The following is an 18,082-nucleotide window of genomic DNA, read 5'->3' as shown; positions in this document are numbered from 1 at the left end:
AGGGGCAGGCGGGATATCTGAGGTTGGCGAAGGTGTGTCAGCACAAGGCCTTCAGCAGCCGGTCCCGATTGCTGCGAACGTAGTCCATATCGCTGAGATACAGCCGGGCGTCTCGGGCAACCACGTCCTCCATGAACGTCTCATCTCCGGCGGCCGCACTTGCCAGCATGAAATCGACGAGCGCCTGCAGCCGACTGCAGATCATCTCAGGGAGCTGGAGCCGGTCTTCCATCGTCGCCCCATATGCCGTGCAAAAGATTTCCGCGCGATGCAACTGTTCGTCGAGGCCGAAGGTCACGTCCGGATTAGTGGGATCGGAAAGCGGCGCCCAGCGGTAGACCGAATAGGCCAGATCCCATAGGCGCGGTGCGGGATGGGCGGTATCGAAATCGATGATCCCGACAGCCTCATGGTCTACCGTAGCGACATTATAGGGCGCATAATCGCCGTGGCATATGATCTCGCACGGTTCCCGCGGCGACAACATCCATATCTGGACCTCGCGATCCGATTCGAGAAACCCTTGAGATGCCGAATGAAATTCGCGCAGGAGCCTGGCTGCGGAAAGCAGCATGCGCTCCGATCCAACAAATTGGTCGCTCAGGTCTTCGCAGACGCGCCCGGTGACATAACTGATGACTTCCTGGTTTCCGCCAATTTCAATGGGATCCGGCGCTCCTAGAAAGCCTCTGCTCCTGAGATGGCGCAAAAACCGGTGCACCGTCGGCGTCCATGCGCCGGAAGGCCGTATGACGGTATTGCCGTCCTGCCAGATCTGCCCGGTTCGTCCGCCCTCCAACAGTTTCACGTTCCGGCCTCCAGACGTTCTTTATGCGAATTCAGTTTTTCGATATGGGCCTGAACCGTGGCGCCAAGGTTTGTCTCATGGCAGTTCCGGTAGAACGCCACGACGTCGGAAGGCATTCCGTCGGGGATGGGGACGAAGTCTTCAAGCCGCAGGCCGCTTGAACTGCCGAGTAGCGGATCGGCCAGCTGACTCTCGCTCAAACTGCCGACACGATCGGCCAGGGCTTGGAAATAGGCGAGGTTGTCATCCACCGCCGAAGGAGAGTGCGTCCGGCCATGCGCCGGGATGACCAGTCTTGCATTGAGGTCACGTATCCGCTCGAGCGAGGAACGGATCAAGCGCAGGTCGCCGGCATTTTTGCTCCAGACTTCGGGGATGGGGTATTCTACCGCGTCGACGGCCAGGCAGATGCGAAGTTCGGGAATCCATACGGCGATATGGTCGGGCGTGTGCCCCGGCGTATGAATGAGTTCCAGGGTCAGATCGCCGCCGTTGAGGGTCATCGAGCCGGAGAACGTAATATCGGGACCGATGAGGTTGACGTTCCGAAACCTCGGCTCCTGGCTCGCCTTGTCCCTCAGGGCCTCCTGTGCGGAAGGGTCGCGTAAGCGGTCGAGCGCGGCGGCATGCGCGATAATGGACGCGCGCCCCGCAATGGCGGCATTTCCCCAGAAATGATCCCAATCCATGTGCGAATTGATGACGATCAGCGGACGAGTGTTCGTCTGTTCCCCGAGCAGGCCCAGCGCCGCCGTGCAGAGTTCGGGCGTTCCGAGCGTATCGATCAGCACATTGAACCTCTCGGTCCGGACGAACACAGCATCAACTTCGTCCCCCGCCCTGACGATCACGATTCGATCATCGAGTTCGGGATATGAACACAATTCCACCGATGGATTCACCTCTGCTCGCCTCTATTGCCATCGCAGTGATTTCATTCGGATACATCAAGTCTCGTTCAGGCGCCTGCTCTTTCAGAACGCTGCGGGGCGGCGGCGGGGCCTCCGTCGGCAGCCAAATGGGTCATCGTCCCAGAAAGCGCAAGACTATTCAATTATGTCGCGAACCTTCAAGGTCCGTCTGCGCAGTTCAAGGCTTTTGATGCGCGAATCGAGCGCGTTCCATCGGTCCTCGCCGGTGCGGCCGGCGATGTCTGGCGCAACCTGAATTGAAACTTTCGGTGGAACAACGTCCGGCAACAGAAGTTTGCCTTCAAACCAAACTCGAGCGGCGGCCGATGTCATTCTCTCCAAGCCAGGGTGTGTTGAGCACCCCACCCCGGATCTATTATGTCAATCCACTCCTTCTTCAGGGTATCGATGCGTGGCGCGAGGTTTTCGACCATGCTGCGGATACCGGTTTCGACCGTGTGCTGACCGCACCGCTCTTCGATCGGGGCGGGGCGCGCAGCATCTTTGCCTTCCAAGATCTGAATCGTCTCGATCCTCAACTGTCGCTCGGAAGCGCAGTCGAGGATGGGGTGGCACGCCTGGCAGAGGCCGCCCGCAAGAGCGGCGTCGCCCTGATGATGGACCTGATGCTCGACGGCAAGGCCCGGGATCCCAAGGCAGGCTTTCGCCCGGTCGACCCGAGACGCTCACCATTGGATCCGGTGGAACCGATGACTGCGATGGAGGCGGAGTCTCAATCCCGGCTGTTGGAAGAATGGACCGAACGGCTTCAACAATTGGCCGGTCTAGGCCTCTCTGGCTATCGGGTGCTCGGGATCGATCGCATTGCGCCGGCGGCTTTCAAATCGCTGATTTCCGCGGTGCGCGAGAAGGCGGACGCGCAATTCCTCGCCTGGACGCCCAGCACTGATTTCGGGGTGAGGGAGGCGGTCAAGAATACAGGCTTCGATGGATGTTTTTCATCGATGGCCTGGTGGGATTTTGACGAGAGATGGTTCATCGAAGAACACCGCGTCCAGAAGCAGCTTGGCTGGCAGGTCGCTTTTCCCGAGCCGCCATTCGCCAGGCGGATCGCGCACGGAACCGAGAGCCGTGAAATCCTCGAACGGCGGGCCATAAGGGCGCTGCGCCTTGCCGCCTCGCTGGGCGGCGGCCTGATGGTTCCGATGGGCTTCGAATATGGCGCCGCCACACCGCTCGATCCGACCCATGGGAATGGAACGGGCTTGCGGGGGCTGCGCCATGATCTCGCTTTCGATATCTCCTCCGAAATTCGCCTTGCGAACACCGAAATCGGCAAAGTCAGTTATGCGCCAGCCTCATCACTGCGGCTCATCCGCAACGCCAACGGACCGGTCTCGGCGCTGCTGCAATCGGCGGCGGAAGACCTGCGCAGCGCCGAGAATGTGCGGTTCATCCTGCTCAACAGGGACCTTCGGAAAAGTGCGCCCGCTCCGGTAACTGCACTGCGCGAAGCGGCTTCCGGTTTTCTTCCAGTCGCAGCCGATGGTACGGCTCTGCGGTTGCGGGCAGGGGAGACCCTGGTGGTCGAATGCAAGGCGCCGGCGCCGATCACATCCCAGCCGATCCTCGACGTCGAGCAGGCGACGGCATCGCCGCGGCTCGCCATCGAAAACATCATGCCGCGGGTCGATGACGGGCGCTTTCCCGTCAAACGGGTGGTCGGCGATATCCTCACCGTCGAGGCGGATATATTCGCCGATGGCCACGACCCGATCGCCGCGGTCCTGCTCTGGCGGCCGCTCGATGCGGCGGACTGGAACGAGACGGAGATGCAACTGGTCGAAAACGACCGCTGGCGTGCCGAATTCCTGCTGGAACGCACCGGACGCTATGAATTCGCCGTCGAGGCATGGAAGAACCCGTTTGCGATCTTTCGCTACGAACTGACGAAGAAGAACGATGCCCGGCTGGACCTGAAGCTCGAACTCCAGGAGGGGTTGAACCTGGTTCGCTCGGCTGAGACGCATGCAGGTGCCGCGCTCGGCGCCGAATTGAAGGCCCTCGTCAGCAGTCTCGAAAGCGCCTCGGATGCCGAGCGCACGGCGATCCTGCTCGATGCGAGAACATCGGAATTGATGAACAAGGCGGACAGGCGGCCGTTTCGGCTTCGCTCGACGGCAAGCGCCGTCGATGCCGAACGCAAGGAGGCCGCCTTTGCCAGTTGGTACCAGATCTTTCCGCGCTCGCAGAGCGGCGATCCGGACCGGCACGGCACCTTCGACGACGTCATCCCGAGATTGCCCGCCATCCGTGGCATGGGCTTCGACGTGCTCTATTTCCCGCCGATTCATCCGATCGGCTCGACCAACCGGAAAGGCCGCAACAACAGCCTGAAAGCCGGGCCAGATGACCCCGGGAGCCCCTATGCCATCGGCTCGGAGGAGGGCGGCCATGATGCCATCCACCCCGAGCTCGGCGAGTTCGAGGATTTCCGCCGGCTGGTGGAGGAGGCGGGCCGGCACGGCTTGGAGATTGCTCTCGACCTCGCAATCCAGGCGTCGCCGGATCACCCCTGGCTGAAGGAGCATCCCGGCTGGTTCGACTGGCGTCCCGACGGTACGATCAAATATGCCGAAAACCCGCCGAAGAAATACGAGGACATCGTCAACGTCGATTTCTACACCAGAGATGCGCTGCCTTCGTTGTGGGTGGAGCTCAGGGATGTCGTTCAGCTTTGGGTGGACCAGGGCGTCAAGCTGTTTCGCGTCGACAATCCGCACACCAAGCCCTTTCCGTTCTGGGAATGGCTGATCGGCGATATCAGGGCCCGCCATCCCGATGTCGTCTTCCTCTCGGAAGCCTTCACCAAGCCGAAGGTCATGTACCGGCTGGCAAAGATCGGCTTCTCCCAGTCCTATACCTACTTCACCTGGCGCAATGCCAAGTGGGAGCTCGAGCAATATATGCGGGAGCTGACGGAGACGGCGCCGAAGGAATTCTTCCGCCCGCATTTCTTCGTCAACACGCATGATATCAATCCGGATTTCCTGCAGAACGCGCCGCGCCCGGCCTTCCTGATCCGCGCAGCACTTGCCGCCACCCTGTCGGGATTGTGGGGCGTCTATAACGGTTTCGAACTTTGCGAGGGGCGTCCCGATGCCAAGCGCAAGGAATATGCCGACAGCGAGAAATACGAAATCCGCGCCTGGGACTACGACCGGCCGGGCAATATCATCGCCGAAATCAGGACGCTCAATCGCATCCGGAACGAAAACACCGCGCTGCATTCGCATCTCGGGCTGACGCTGCTGAATGCGCGAAATGACAATATCCTGTTTTTCGAGAAGGCGAGCCGTGCCCGCGACAATGTCCTGCTCGTCGCCATCAGCCTCGACCCCCACAATTTCCAGCAGAGCGACGTCGAGCTGCCGCTCTGGCAGTGGTCGCTCGGGGACGGCGGCACGCTGGATGCCGAAGATCTGATCGGCGGGCATCGTTTCAAGTGGACCGGCAAATGGCAGAGCATCAGTCTCAATCCTGAGGTCCTGCCCTATGCGATCTGGCGTATTCGCTCAAGGGAGGCATGAATGGACACGATGAATGCAGATAGCGTGCCGCAGCCGCTCTGGTACAAGGATGCGATCATCTACCAGCTGCACATCAAGTCGTTCTACGACGCCAATGGCGACGGGGTTGGCGACTTTGCCGGCCTGCACCAGAAGCTCGATCACATCGCAGCCCTTGGCGTCAATGCCATCTGGCTTTTGCCTTTCTTTCCCTCTCCGCGCCGAGACGACGGCTACGACATCGCCGACTATGGCAGTGTCAGCTCCGATTACGGAACGGTGGAGGACTTCCGGGCTTTCGTCGACGCCGCCCACCAGCGCAATATCCGCGTCATCATCGAACTTGTCATCAATCACACCTCCGATCAGCATCCCTGGTTCCAGCGGGCGCGCCAGGCGCCGGCGGGATCGCCGGAGCGCGACTTCTACGTCTGGTCGGATACCGATCAGAAATTTCCGGAAACGCGCATTATTTTCATCGATACGGAAAAGTCCAACTGGACATGGGACGCGGTTGCCGGCGCCTATTACTGGCACCGCTTCTATTCCCATCAGCCCGACCTGAATTTCGACAGCCCTCTTGTCATGGAGGAATTGCTGAGGGTGATGCGCTTCTGGCTGGAAACCGGCATCGACGGTTTTCGTCTCGACGCGATCCCCTACCTCGTCGAGCGCGAGGGGACGATCAACGAAAACCTGCCGGAAACCCACGTGATCCTCAAACGCATACGCGCCGCGCTCGATGCAACCCATCCCGGCGTGATGCTGCTTGCCGAGGCCAATCAATGGCCGGAGGACACGCGCGAATATTTCGGAGAGGGCGACGAATGCCACATGGCCTTCCACTTCCCGCTGATGCCGCGCATGTATATGGCGATCGCCAAGGAGGACCGGTTTCCGATCACCGATATCCTGCGCCAGACGCCGGAAATTCCCGACAACTGCCAATGGGCGATCTTTCTTCGCAACCACGACGAGCTGACTCTCGAAATGGTGACCGACGCCGAGCGGGATTATCTCTGGGAGACCTATGCATCCGACAAGCGTGCCCGCATCAATCTCGGCATAAGGCGGCGACTTGCGCCCTTGATGGAGCGCGACCGCCGGCGGATCGAGCTGATGAACGCGCTTCTTCTCTCGATGCCGGGAACGCCGGTGATCTATTACGGTGACGAGATCGGCATGGGCGACAATATCTATCTCGGCGACCGGGATGGGGTGAGGACGCCGATGCAATGGTCTCCGGACCGCAATGGCGGTTTCTCCAGGGCAGATCCGGCGCGTCTCGTCCTGCCGCCCGTCGCCGACCCGCTTTATGGCTTTGAAGCCGTCAACGTCGAGGCGCAGAGCACGGACGCGCATTCGCTGCTCAACTGGACGCGCAGAATGTTGGCGTTGCGCGGCAGGCATCCCGCCTTCGGGCGTGGCACGCTGCGTTTCCTTTCACCGGAAAATCGCAAGATCCTTGCCTATCTAAGGGAGTATGAAGGCGAGGTCTTACTTTGTGTTGCCAGTCTTTCGCGGCTGCCCCAGGCCGTCGAACTCGACTTGTCGAGCTTCGAGGGGCGTGTTCCCATTGAACTGACCGGCATGTCGCCGTTTCCGCCGATCGGCCAGTTGACCTATCTGCTGACCTTGCCGCCCTACGGTTTCTTCTGGTTCCAGCTGACGGCTGATGCCGACCCGCCGGCGTGGCGCACCGCACCGCCGGAACAGCTTCCTGATCTGTTGACGATGGTCATCCGGCGTAGCCTGCTCGACCTCGTGGATGAGCCGGGTCATGCACGCATCCTGAGCGGCGAAATCCTGCCCGCCTATCTCTCCAGGCGGCGATGGTTCGGGGCAAAGGACCAGGCGCTTCAGGCCGCCCGACTGATCTCCGTGACACCAATCCCATTCGCCGACGGCGTCGTCCTCGGCGAGTTGGAGGTCGTGCTGCCGAACCACAGCGAATCATACCAACTGCCGCTCGCGGTCGCCTGGGACGATGCGCACCCTTCCGCGCTTGCCCAGCAGCTTGCGCTTGGGAGGATTCGCCAAGGTCGACGCGTCGGTTTCCTCACAGATGGATTCGCCGTGGAGGCAATGGCGCGCGGCATTCTGCACGGACTTCGCGACCGCTCGCGCACCACCGGCCGGACCGGCACGCTCGAATTCATTGGGACAGAACAGCTCGACAGTCTCGATATTACAGGCGAGCTGCCGGTGCATTGGCTATCGGCTGAACAGTCGAACAGCTCGCTGCTCGTCGGCGACGTAGCGATGATCAAACTGATCAGGCACATCTTCCCGGGCATCCATCCGGAAGTCGAGATGACGCGCTATCTCACCCGCGCCGGCTATGACCACACGGCGCCTCTGCTCGGCGAGGTCGCGCATACCGATTCCAGCGGACGCCGTTCCACCTTGATCATCGTCCAAGGCGCGATCCGCAATCAGGGCGACGCCTGGAACTGGATGTTGAACAATCTGCGCCGTGGGGCCGACGAACTGGTGCTGAACGATCCGGCGGTTCAACCAGACGACGACGTCTTCCGGTCGCTGATCAGTTTCGTCGCGATGGTGGGCCTCAGGCTCGGCGAATTGCATGTTGTGCTCGCTGCGAAGACCGGGGACGAGGCCTTTAGCCCGGTGGTTGCCGGCGACAGCGAGGTCGAGGCGATGAGGAAGGCCGTTGCCGGGGAGCTCGCATATGCCATGTCGAAGCTCGATGAACGCGACGAGAATGCCGACCCCGCAATCGACTTGCTCGCAGCACCGCTTCTCGAGCGTCGTTCCGAACTCGCAGAGCTCGCCGGGGTGCTGGCGGAGAGCTCCCGCCATACGCTGATGACACGCACGCATGGCGACTTCCATCTTGGCCAGATTCTTGTCAGCGAGGGTGATGCCGTCATCATCGACTTCGAGGGCGAGCCTGCGAAAAACCTGACCGAGCGCCGCGCCAAGACGAACCCGTTGCGTGATGTCGCCGGGCTTTTGAGGTCGCTGAGCTACCTCGTGGCCACCGCCCAGCTCGATAACGACGCGGTCATCGAACACGAGAACGAGGTCCGCCGCGAGGCGATCGCCCGCTTCGGGCGCCATGCTGAGGAGGCCTTTCTGGATGCCTATTCGCAGGCGGTCTCCGTATCGAAGGAGCTTGACATGCCGCCCGATCAAAGACGCAGGGTTCTCGATGCCTTTCTTCTCGAAAAGGCCGCCTACGAGATCGCCTACGAAGCTCGCAACAGGCCGAAATGGCTTCCGATCCCGCTATCCGGCCTTACCGAAATCGTATCGCGTCTGGCGGGAGTCACGGCATGAATGTTGAGCGCTCGGAACTTCTGGCGGGCATCGGACAGGATGCGCTATGGGCCTTGATCGAGGGGCGCCATGGCGATCCCTTTTCGATCCTCGGCCCCCACCAAAGCGGCGGCATGACGATCGTGCGGGTGTATCTGCCCGGTGCGGAAGCGGTCGATCTCATCGATGCGACGAGCGGCCGGGTGGTGGCGCCTTTCAGCATCGCCCACCCGTCCGGCCTGTTTGCCGCGGCGGCCGCCTCGAGGACGGGATACCGGCTGCGGATCACATGGCCGGATGCAGTTCAGATCATCGAGGATCCCTACAGTTTCGGCCTGCTGCTCGGAGAGCTCGACCTTCATCTGATATCGGAGGGCACCCATTATAGTCTGAGCCGGACGCTCGGCGCGGTGGCAATGTCGATCGACGGTATATCAGGCGTTCGTTTCGCCGTCTGGGCTCCGAATGCGCGCCGCGTCTCGGTTGTCGGCGACTTCAACGCCTGGGACGGGCGGCGAAACCCGATGCGGCTGAGACCGTCGGCGGGCGTCTGGGAGCTGTTCGTCCCCCGGCTGGCCCCCGGCGAAAGGTATAAGTTCGAGATCGTCGATGCTGAGGGGACCTGTCTGCCGCAGAAGGCCGACCCGGTGGCGAGGGCAAGCGAGGCTGCTCCGTCCACCGCCTCCATCGTCGCATCGTCGACGCCGTTTCGATGGACCGATGACGGCTGGATGAAGGGCCGGTCCCGGCAAGACAGGCTGGAGGGCGCGTTCTCCGTCTATGAGGTGCACGTAGGCTCCTGGCTTCGCGATCAAAAGGACGGCAACAGGTCGCTCGACTGGGTCGAACTCAGCCAACGGCTGGTTCCCTATGTCAGCGACATGGGCTTTACCCATATCGAGCTGCTTCCGATCATGGAGCATCCGTTCGGTGGCTCCTGGGGCTATCAGCCGCTCGGCCTGTTCGCTCCGACCGGCCGATATGGGACGCCTGAAGATTTCGCCTATTTCGTCGACCGGTGCCATGGCGCCGGGCTCGGCGTCATTCTCGACTGGGTGCCCGCCCATTTTCCCACTGACGTCTGGGGGCTTGCCCGCTTTGACGGCAGCGCGCTCTACGAGCACGAAGATCCGCGTGAAGGCTTTCACCGCGACTGGAACACGCTGATCTACAATCTCGGCCGCAACGAGGTGAAAGGGTTCCTGATCGCCAGCGCGCTGGAATGGCTCGAGCGCTACCATATCGACGGTTTGCGGGTCGACGCCGTTGCTTCGATGCTTTACCGCGACTACAGCCGCAACGAGGGCGAATGGATTCCCAACCAATATGGCGGTCGCGAGAATCTGGAAGCTGTCGAATTCTTCAAGCACCTGAACAGCATCATTCACGAGCGCTGCCCGCACGCGGTGACGATCGCCGAGGAATCGACGGCTTGGCCCGGGGTGACGAAGCCGCCGGAGCAAGGGGGGCTGGGCTTCGACATCAAATGGAACATGGGCTGGATGCATGACAGCCTGAGCTACATCGAGAAGGATCCGATTTACCGGAGCTATGCCCATGGCACGATGACCTTCGGAATGATCTATGCCTACTCCGAACATTTCATTCTGCCGATTTCACACGACGAAGTCGTCTACGGAAAGGGCTCGCTGCTGACGAAGATGCCGGGCGACGAATGGCAGAAATTCGCCAATCTGCGCAGCTATCTCGCCTTCATGTGGGGCCATCCCGGCAAGAAGCTCCTGTTCATGGGCAGCGAAATCGCCCAGCCCGGCGAGTGGAACCATGACGGGTCGGTGACCTGGGATGTGCTGGACCGGCCTCAGCATGTGGGAATTCAGCGGCTGGTGAAGGATCTGAACGGCCTTTACGGGGACGAGCCGGCATTGCAATTCGGCGACTTTCATCCCGAGGGTTTCGAATGGGCGGCAGCCGACGACGCCGTCAATTCCGTCCTCGGCATGCTCCGTTATGCGCCCGATCGCGCTTCATCGGTGCTGGTCATGTCGAACTTCACGCCCGTGCCGCGTTACGGCTACAGGATCGGCGTGCCGCAGGACGGGGTATGGATCGAGCGGATGACGACGGATGCGCGGGAATATGGCGGCTCGGGCCTCGTCAACGGCGCTGTGTCGACGGAACCTGTGCCCGCCCACGGCAGGCCCGTCTCCCTGTCACTGACGCTGCCGCCGCTATCGACGATTTTTCTGCAGAGACCGTCATTTTGATCGGGTTTCATTCGGTGTGCGGAGCCGGATGAATGAAAGGCCAAGGGCTCGCCTCGGATCCCTTCTCGATGGGAACCTCGATGAGAACAGGTTCGTCGAGAGATAGGGCTTTCTCGATCGCGTCTTTCAATTCGCCAGGGCTCGTCACCTTGAATGCTCGAATGCCGAAGCTCTCGCCAAGCGCGACAAAGTCTGGATTGGTCAGCTCCGAGCCAAGATAGCGGCCTTTATACGCCTGCTTCTGGTCACGCAGTACGTTGCCATAGGCCGAATTGTTGAAGACGATGGCGATGACATTGATCTTATGCTGGACGGCGGTAGCGAGTTCCTGAACCCCGAACATGAAGCCACCATCGCCGGAAACAGAAATAACGGCCTTGTCGGGATTGGCGACTTTCACGCCCAAGGCCGTGTTGAAGCCGAAACCAAGATTGTCCTGATAGCCGCATGTGACGTACTGACGAGGGGCATAGACCGGGAATGCAAATCGGGCGGTAAAGCCAATCTGGCAGATTTCCTCGACGAAGAAGCCGTCCCTTGGCAGGGCTTCGCGAATGGCATCGAGATAGACGAGCTGCGGCTGCACTGCCGAGAAGCGAGACCTTGCCTCTTCGTTGAGCTCGGCAAATTCGCGCGTGCGATCCTTGCGGCTGGAACCTGCCAGCGCATCGAGCAGAGCCTGCGTTCCCTCCTTGGCATCCGAGACGATGCCGACATCGGGCTTGAGGCGGACCATTTCGGTCGGATCGATATCGATGCGGATGACCTTGAGACCTTTGGGTAGCCACTTCCATCGCATGAACTGTAATTCAAGCCGGCTGCCGATCCCGATCAGGACGTCTACCTTCTTCCAGTATTCGTAGGCGGCGACGAAATTCAGATAGTTCGGATGGTCGTCAGCGACTATGCCCTTGCCGGAGCGATGGGCGGTGACGGGGGCCTTCAGCAATTCCGCAAGAGCAGCGATTTCCGCTCCAGCATCCACCGCGCCGCCACCAACCATGATCATCGGGTTGCTGGCACCTGATATCAGTGCCGCCGCGGCAGCGACCTGATCAGGGTTGAAGGCCGGATGAGGTGCTCTCGTGCCGACCGGCAGATCGGATTCTGGGCCGAATTGCCCGAACACGTCCCATGGCGCTTCGACCGCTCCTGGACCCTGGCGGCCGGAGAGCATTTTGGCGACGACCTCGGCCGTGACAGGACCGGTTTCGGACTGGTGATTGATCCGCTCCGCCGTTTTCGTAATCCCGCGCATCGTCGCGAGCTGATCCGGCAGTTCGTGCAACTGCCCTCTGCCTTGACCGATCAGGTGGGACATGATGTTGCCGGTGATGCACAGCACCGGGGCATTGGCGCCGTAAGCGGTGCAGAGCGCCGCGCCGGAATTGAGGACGCCTGGGCCTGGAACGACGGTATAAGCGCCGATCTGGCCGGTGGACTTGGCATAGCCATAGGCCATGTAACCGGCGCCCTGCTCGTGTCTGGTGTGAATGAACCGAATTTTGTCACCGGCCCCGTAGAGGGCATCGTTAAAATCATACATGTGGGCGCCGGGGATGCCGAATACGGTGTCAATCCCATGGGCGACGAGTGAACGGGTCATCGCCTGACCGGTCGTTTCTTTCCTGCTCATCCGGGGGCTCCAATGGCTTGAATTCGGTCAGGCGAGCGTCGACGATTTCAGGCAGCCTTCGGCTCTGAGCGCCGCGACGATGGCGTCGGCGTCTGCCGGTTGCATGCCCGCGAGATTCATACGCCCGGAATCCGCCATGTAGATGCCGTGCCTGGCCCGGAGGGCCGCAGCCGTTTCTTTGGACATGGAAAGATTGGAAAACAGGCCGCGTTGCCGGCGGATGAAGGTCAGATCGAGAGCGGCGTCGGCCAGCGCTGCACGATTGCCGTTGACGCGCAGGCACATCTCTTCGAGCTCAGCGCGCCACATGGCCGACATCTCTTCGCTTTCAAGAATGGTCCTGACGACTGCGGCTCCATGATCGGGCGGCATGGACCAGTTGACTCGAGCAAGTGCCGCCATGTTACTTTCGGCCTTCCTGAGGGCATCCTCATTGCGGGCCATGACATAGAGCGCGCCGACACGCTCGCGATAAAGACCGAAATTCTTGTCACAGGAATAGGCGATCAGCGCCTCGTCGACCGGCTCGAGGATCATGCGTGTTGGTGCGGCGTCCTGTTCGAGGCCGTCGCCGAGGCCCTGATAGGCGAGATCGATGAACGGCACCAGCCGATGCGCAACGAGAATCTCGGTAATCTGCCGCCACTGTTCCATGGTGAAATCGATGCCGGTCGGGTTGTGGCAGCAACCGTGAAGCAGCGCGACGTCGCCTTCCCGAGCGGAAGACAAGCAGGCGACCACGCTTTCGAATTTCACCTGCTGCGACATCAAGTCAACGAAAGCGTACTCCTTTACCGGCAAGCGCGCCGAGCTGAAGATCGGTGCATGATTTGGCCAGCTTGGCGTCCCGAGCAGAAGCTTGGCCGATGGATTCGCCGCTTGGATGAGCTCGGCACCGAGGCGCAGGGCGCCGCTTCCACCCGGTGTCTGAATGCCGACGAGGCGTTGAGCAAACGTCGGCGATTTTCCGAAGATGAGGGGCTGCAAGAGGCGCACGAATTGCAAGTCGCCTTCCGGACCTAGATATTTCTTGCTGTCCTGGATCTCCAGGAGAAACTGCTCCGCCGCTTTGACGGCTCGCATCACTGGCGTGCGTCCCATGGCGTCACGATAGACGCCGACGCCGAGGTCGATCTTTCCGGGGCGATCGTCGGCCTGGAAGGCCTTGATGAGAGCAAGCAGGCTGTCGGCTGGCCGGCTGTTCAGTTCGTCAAACACAAGTCCACCTCGTTTCCGTAATTCTGGCTCGCAGACTAGCTGAACTTTCGCGACGAATTTCTGCGATTATCTCCCTGTGACGGCGCATCTATGCAGACAATCAGCGCGATATGGCTATAATGTGCAGAAATTCACCGTCCGAGGAGGGTGGCCATGCTTGACCCATTCGATATCAAATTGCTCGCCGCTCTCCAGCAAAACAGCGAGGTGACGCAGAGCGAACTCTCTTTGAAGGTCAATCTCTCCGCGACCCAGTGCGCACGCCGTTTGGAAAGGCTGCGTAACGAGCAATATATCCAGAGTGTCGTCGCCATCCTCAATCCCGTGAAACTGGGTTTCACTGTCGTCGCTCATACGCTCGTCAGCCTCAGAGCGCATACGGAAGGTGGAAACGAGCAGCTTCATCGTTTCATCGAGACCGCGCCGGAAATCCTGGAGTGTTATTCGCAGACCGGTGACGCCGACTTTCTGATGAAGGTCATGACGCGCGACCTCGAACATCTCAGCCAGTTTCTCGAAAGAATGATCCGGGTCACCGACAATCTGGCATCGGTGAAGTCAAGCATCGTCCTCAAGACACTGAAAAAGACGACCGCTTTGCCGTTGCAGATCGTGAAGTGAGAGCGGCTCTCACCTGAGATAATGGATATGCGGACGCGAATGATAGGGCGACGTTTCGATAAGGGCCTCTACGGAGAAGACATTCCTTAGAAGATCCTCGCTCAACACATCCTGCGGCGCGCCGGAGGCGACAATCTTTCCATGCTGCATGATGATCAGCTGGTCGCAGAACATGGCGGCATGGTTGAGATCGTGCAGGGCGACGATGCTGGTGATCGGCAGGCCGGAGACGAGCCGCATCAGCCCGATCTGGTGCTGGATATCGAGATGATTTGTGGGCTCGTCGAGGATCAGTTCCTGGGGCGACTGGGCAAGCGCCCGTGCGATGTGGGTGCGCTGCTTTTCGCCGCCCGACAGGCTTTGCCAGCGATCTTCACGTTTCTCCGCTAAGCCGGCGCGCGCCAGCGCCTCTTCGACCGCCTCTTCGTCGGCCCTTGTCCAGCCTGAAAACATCGACCGATGTGGGAACCGGCCGAGCTTGACGACGTCGACGACCCTGAGATTGGCATTTGTCGTGGCGTGCTGCTCGACGAAGGCGATCCGCCGGGCGATCGAGCGGCGGCTGATCGTGCCGATGTCGCTCCGGTCGAGCAGGACACGGCCGGAATGCGGCCGCTTCAGGCCGGCCAGAAGCCGCAGCAGCGAGGTCTTGCCAGAGCCGTTCGGCCCGAGCAGGCCGAGCATCTTGCCTGGCGGCGCGTCCAGGGAAACGCCGTCCAGAATGGTCTTCCTGCCAATCTTCCATATGAGGTTGTCGGCCTTGATGCTCATGATGCGCGCTGGAACCGATAGAGGATGATCGAGAAGAAGGGAACGCCGACCAAGGCGGTGACGACGCCGATCGGCAGGATCTGGTTCGGAATGAGGGCGCGCGCGGCGATGTCGGCGAGTACCATGAAGATCGCCCCTGTTATGGCGCAAGCCGGCAGGAGGCGGACATGCAGCGGCCCGACGACGAAGCGGGCGACATGCGGCACGACGAGGCCGACGAAGCCGATCGACCCCACCATGCTGACGATCGTTGCCGTCATCATCGCCGTCAGCGCGAAGAGCACCATCCGCGCACGGGCGACATTGACGCCGAGCGAGGATGCCGCCTCGTCTCCGAAGGCGAAGGCGTCGAGCACGCGGGCGTAAAACAGGCAGCCGACGAGGCCGATGCCGACGACGATCGAGACCAGCGCGAATTCCGGCCAGCGCACGCCGCCGAAGCTGCCGAGCAGCCAGAACATGACGTCGCGGGCCTGCTGCGCATTGGCCGAGGTGGTGACGATATAGGACGTGGTGGCGTTGAAAAGCTGCGAAGCGGCGACGCCGGCAAGGATGGTGCGATCGGCTCCGCCACGCGTGCCGTTCGACAAGAGGGCGACGAAGAAGAAGGCTGCAAAGGCGCCGGCAAAGGCGCCGGCGGAGAGCGAGACTGCACCGGCGCCGATCCCTAAGATGACGATCGCGACGGCGCCGGTAGAGGCGCCGGCGGAGATGCCGAGAACATAGGGCTCGGCAAGCGGGTTGCGAAGCAGCGATTGCATGATCGCGCCCGACAGCGCAAGGCCCGCGCCGCAGAAGGCGGCAACGAGCGCCCGGCTGAGACGATAATCCCAGATGACGGTCTCGTGGATGCGGTTCAGTTCGACCGCGGTCCATCCTAACCGGTTGGTGACGGCCGAAAACGTGGTTGCAAGCGGGATCGGCAGGTCACCGATCCCGACGCTGACGCCAATGGCGATAGCGATGAGGCAGAAAGAGGCGAGGAGCAGTGCGAGGACGGCTCCCAGCTGCCGGAAGATACGGCCCGCTTCCGTCACTGCAACAGACCGAGAGCCTTCAGCTGGCCGGCCACCTGCTCAGCGCCGTAGACCGTGCGGACGGTCGGGTTCATGGCCTGGCCGTCCATGATCACGATCGCCTTGTTTTTGACGGCGGGGATCTGACTGACGGCCGGATCGGTGTTCAGGAAATTGATCTTGGCCTCCGGTTTATCGAGCTCCCAGCGGTTGCGGTCGAGACTGGCGACGACGATGACGTCGGGATTGGAGGCGATGATGCCTTCCCAGCCGAGCGTCGGCCATTCCGCTTCCGCCGATATCGCGTTGTGTCCGCCCAGCAGGTCGGCGATGAAGCCGGACGCACTGTTCTTGCCGCCGAGATAGGCGTCGGCCGACGGGCTGGGGCTGGAGAACCAGAAGACGTAGGAAAGGTTCTTGCCGTCCTTTGACACGCTGGAGCGAAGCTTGGTTTCGCGCGCCTTGAAGTCGGCGATCAGCGCCTGGCCGCGATCGGCGACATCGAAGATCTGCGAGAGTTCATCGATCTCCTTGTAGAGAAGATCCATGTTCCACAGCACCGCGCGGCTGCCGTACTGGTCCTTGACGTCCTTGGTGCTGAGGCAGGTGCTGGGCGAGAGATAGGTGGCGACGCCCACCTTGTCGAAATCTTCGCGCTTGGCGATCTTGCTGTTCGGCCCGACCAGGCTCGGCAAAGCCACCGCCACGAAGTCGGGATTTTCGGCGAGCATCGATTCGAAGGTCGGCATCTCGACGGTCAGAAGCTTAACCTTGGCATTGGCTTCTGCGAGCTGCGGCAGGACCTTGCTCGGCCAGAAGGCTGTGCCGGCCATCTTGTCCTGCAGGCCGAGCAGCAGCAGGATTTCAGCGCTGTTCTGGCCGAGGCCGATCGCCCGTTCGGGCGCCTTCTGGAAAGTCACCTGCGCGCCGCAGTTTTCCAGTGTCAGCGGGTAGGTCGTCGAACCGGCCAATGACGGCGTTGCGGCAAGGCCGATCAGGGCGGAGAGGCCGCAGGCGGCCAGAAGTGATTTGAGGCTGGTCACGTATAGATCCCGGTGCGTGAGTGTGTACGGCCGGGGTATAGCCACAGGAGCCGCCGAGAAACAAGACCGAATGGATCAACTTATAACAGAAACCGGCAGCGCTGAACTTTCTCCCCGGATGGCGCACTACCGAAGCGTGTCTCGATTTCAAGTTCTATCGGCGTTCGAGAAACTCCCGGATCGCCTGCGAGAGCGCTTCAGGATTCTCCTCGGCCACGTGATGGCCGCTGTCTATGCCGAAGCCGTGCACGTGATCCGCCCACTTCCGCCAGATGGCGACGGGATCGCCATAGATCTGCTCCATGTCGTCGCGTAGCGACCAGAGGCAGAGCATGGGGCAGGTCACTTTCCGGCCGGCGTCGCGATCCTCGCGGTCGTGGAGATGGTCGATGCGGAGGCCGGCGCGGTAGTCCTCGATCATCCCGTGGATCACGGCTGGATCGCGGACGACGTCGACGAGGTCGTCATAGGCTTGCCTTCCCATCAGCGCTGACGAGAGTTTGTCATACCACGCGAGGGGATCGGCCAAGATCGCCCGTTCCGGCTTTTCCGGTTGAGCGAAGAAGAACCAGTGGTACCAGTCTCTCGCAAATTTCCAGTCGGCGCGTTCGAGATGCTCGATCACGGGAATGCCGTCGGCGATGATGAGTCTCTGCACACAGTCGGGATGATCCATCGCCATGCGGAAGGCAGTCAAGCTTCCGCGGTCGTGGCCGGCCACCGCGAAGTTCTCGTGCCCCAGCGTCAACATCAGTTCAACCAGAGCTTCCGCCTTTGCGCGCTTCGAAGAGTTGCGGCTGTCGGGAGCATCGAGCGGCTGGAAGGAGCGGCCGAAACCGGGAAGGTCGGGGCAGACGATCGTAAAATAGGGCGACAGCAGATCGGCCACCTTGCCCCAGGTCATATGTGTCCTGGGATGGCCGTGGAGAAGCAGAACGGCCGGTCCCGTTCCGCCGTGACGGACGCGAAGCGACCCCGGTCCGACCTCGACGGTATCGAGAGAAAAGCCTTCGAACAT

The 18,082-nt window shown here is 61.2% G+C and carries 13 protein-coding genes; 4 read left to right on the top strand and 9 right to left on the bottom strand.

What is annotated here, in order from left to right; all coding sequences use genetic code 11:
• Window positions 1-37: 37 nt before the first annotated feature.
• The 3 genes from BA011_RS27625 to BA011_RS27615 all read right to left on the bottom strand — a co-directional run bounded on the left by BA011_RS27625 (window position 38) and on the right by BA011_RS27615 (window position 2,052).
• A complete protein-coding gene (locus BA011_RS27625) occupies window positions 38-808 on the bottom strand; it encodes an aminoglycoside phosphotransferase family protein (protein ID WP_065283149.1) in 771 nt (256 codons plus the stop codon).
• Complete coding sequence (locus BA011_RS27620; RefSeq protein ID WP_065283148.1) at window positions 805-1,710, bottom strand: MBL fold metallo-hydrolase; 906 nt, start codon at window positions 1,708-1,710, stop codon at window positions 805-807. Before BA011_RS27620 ends, BA011_RS27625 begins: the two co-directional genes overlap by 4 nt.
• 144 nt (window positions 1,711-1,854) lie before the next feature.
• A complete protein-coding gene (locus tag BA011_RS27615; protein WP_065283147.1) occupies window positions 1,855-2,052 on the bottom strand; it encodes a hypothetical protein in 198 nt (65 codons plus the stop codon).
• Between BA011_RS27615 and BA011_RS27610 the strand changes: the two genes are divergently transcribed.
• The 3 genes from BA011_RS27610 to glgB are packed head-to-tail and all read left to right on the top strand — an operon-like array spanning window position 2,046 to window position 10,759.
• On the top strand, window positions 2,046-5,270 hold the full coding sequence (locus BA011_RS27610; protein WP_065283146.1) for an alpha-1,4-glucan--maltose-1-phosphate maltosyltransferase: 3,225 nt from the start codon (window positions 2,046-2,048) through the stop codon (window positions 5,268-5,270). The two genes, BA011_RS27615 and BA011_RS27610, sit on opposite strands and share 7 nt — an antisense overlap.
• Entirely contained in the window at window positions 5,271-8,552 is a 3,282-nt protein-coding gene (gene treS / locus BA011_RS27605; protein ID WP_065283145.1) for a maltose alpha-D-glucosyltransferase, read from the top strand.
• A complete protein-coding gene (gene glgB, locus BA011_RS27600) occupies window positions 8,549-10,759 on the top strand; it encodes a 1,4-alpha-glucan branching protein GlgB (RefSeq protein WP_065283144.1) in 2,211 nt (736 codons plus the stop codon). The genes treS and glgB overlap by 4 nt, the downstream gene beginning before the upstream one ends.
• 7 nt (window positions 10,760-10,766) lie before the next feature.
• Here the strand turns inward: glgB and BA011_RS27595 are convergent, their stop codons facing one another.
• Both BA011_RS27595 and BA011_RS27590 read right to left on the bottom strand, forming a co-directional pair.
• Window positions 10,767-12,395, bottom strand: coding sequence for a thiamine pyrophosphate-dependent enzyme (locus tag BA011_RS27595; RefSeq protein WP_065283143.1), 1,629 nt, complete (start codon window positions 12,393-12,395; stop codon window positions 10,767-10,769).
• Window positions 12,396-12,422: 27 nt separating this feature from the next.
• Window positions 12,423-13,613: an amino acid aminotransferase gene (locus tag BA011_RS27590; RefSeq protein ID WP_065283142.1), complete on the bottom strand. Its 1,191-nt coding sequence runs from the start codon at window positions 13,611-13,613 to the stop codon at window positions 12,423-12,425.
• Window positions 13,614-13,766: 153 nt separating this feature from the next.
• Here BA011_RS27590 and BA011_RS27585 point away from each other — a divergent pair, with 153 nt between their 5' ends.
• Window positions 13,767-14,234 (top strand): Lrp/AsnC family transcriptional regulator, encoded by a 468-nt coding sequence (locus tag BA011_RS27585; RefSeq protein ID WP_065283141.1) that lies wholly within the window; start codon window positions 13,767-13,769, stop codon window positions 14,232-14,234.
• A gap of 9 nt (window positions 14,235-14,243) precedes the next feature.
• Here BA011_RS27585 and BA011_RS27580 read toward each other — a convergent pair whose 3' ends face one another.
• The 4 genes from BA011_RS27580 to BA011_RS27565 form a co-directional block, all read right to left on the bottom strand.
• A complete protein-coding gene (locus tag BA011_RS27580) occupies window positions 14,244-15,005 on the bottom strand; it encodes an ABC transporter ATP-binding protein (protein WP_065283140.1) in 762 nt (253 codons plus the stop codon).
• Complete coding sequence (locus tag BA011_RS27575; RefSeq protein ID WP_065283139.1) at window positions 15,002-16,042, bottom strand: FecCD family ABC transporter permease; 1,041 nt, start codon at window positions 16,040-16,042, stop codon at window positions 15,002-15,004. The genes BA011_RS27580 and BA011_RS27575 overlap by 4 nt, the downstream gene beginning before the upstream one ends.
• Complete coding sequence (locus BA011_RS27570; protein ID WP_065283138.1) at window positions 16,039-17,064, bottom strand: ABC transporter substrate-binding protein; 1,026 nt, start codon at window positions 17,062-17,064, stop codon at window positions 16,039-16,041. The genes BA011_RS27575 and BA011_RS27570 overlap by 4 nt, the downstream gene beginning before the upstream one ends.
• Before the next feature lie 154 nt (window positions 17,065-17,218).
• Complete coding sequence (locus tag BA011_RS27565) at window positions 17,219-18,082, bottom strand: alpha/beta fold hydrolase (protein ID WP_065283137.1); 864 nt, start codon at window positions 18,080-18,082, stop codon at window positions 17,219-17,221.

Source organism: Rhizobium leguminosarum (assembly GCF_001679785.1).
GTDB classification, from domain to species: domain Bacteria; phylum Pseudomonadota; class Alphaproteobacteria; order Rhizobiales; family Rhizobiaceae; genus Rhizobium; species Rhizobium leguminosarum_R.
The sequence above is the reverse complement of the archived record's forward strand: the minus strand, read 5'-3'. Positions and strand labels throughout refer to the sequence as shown.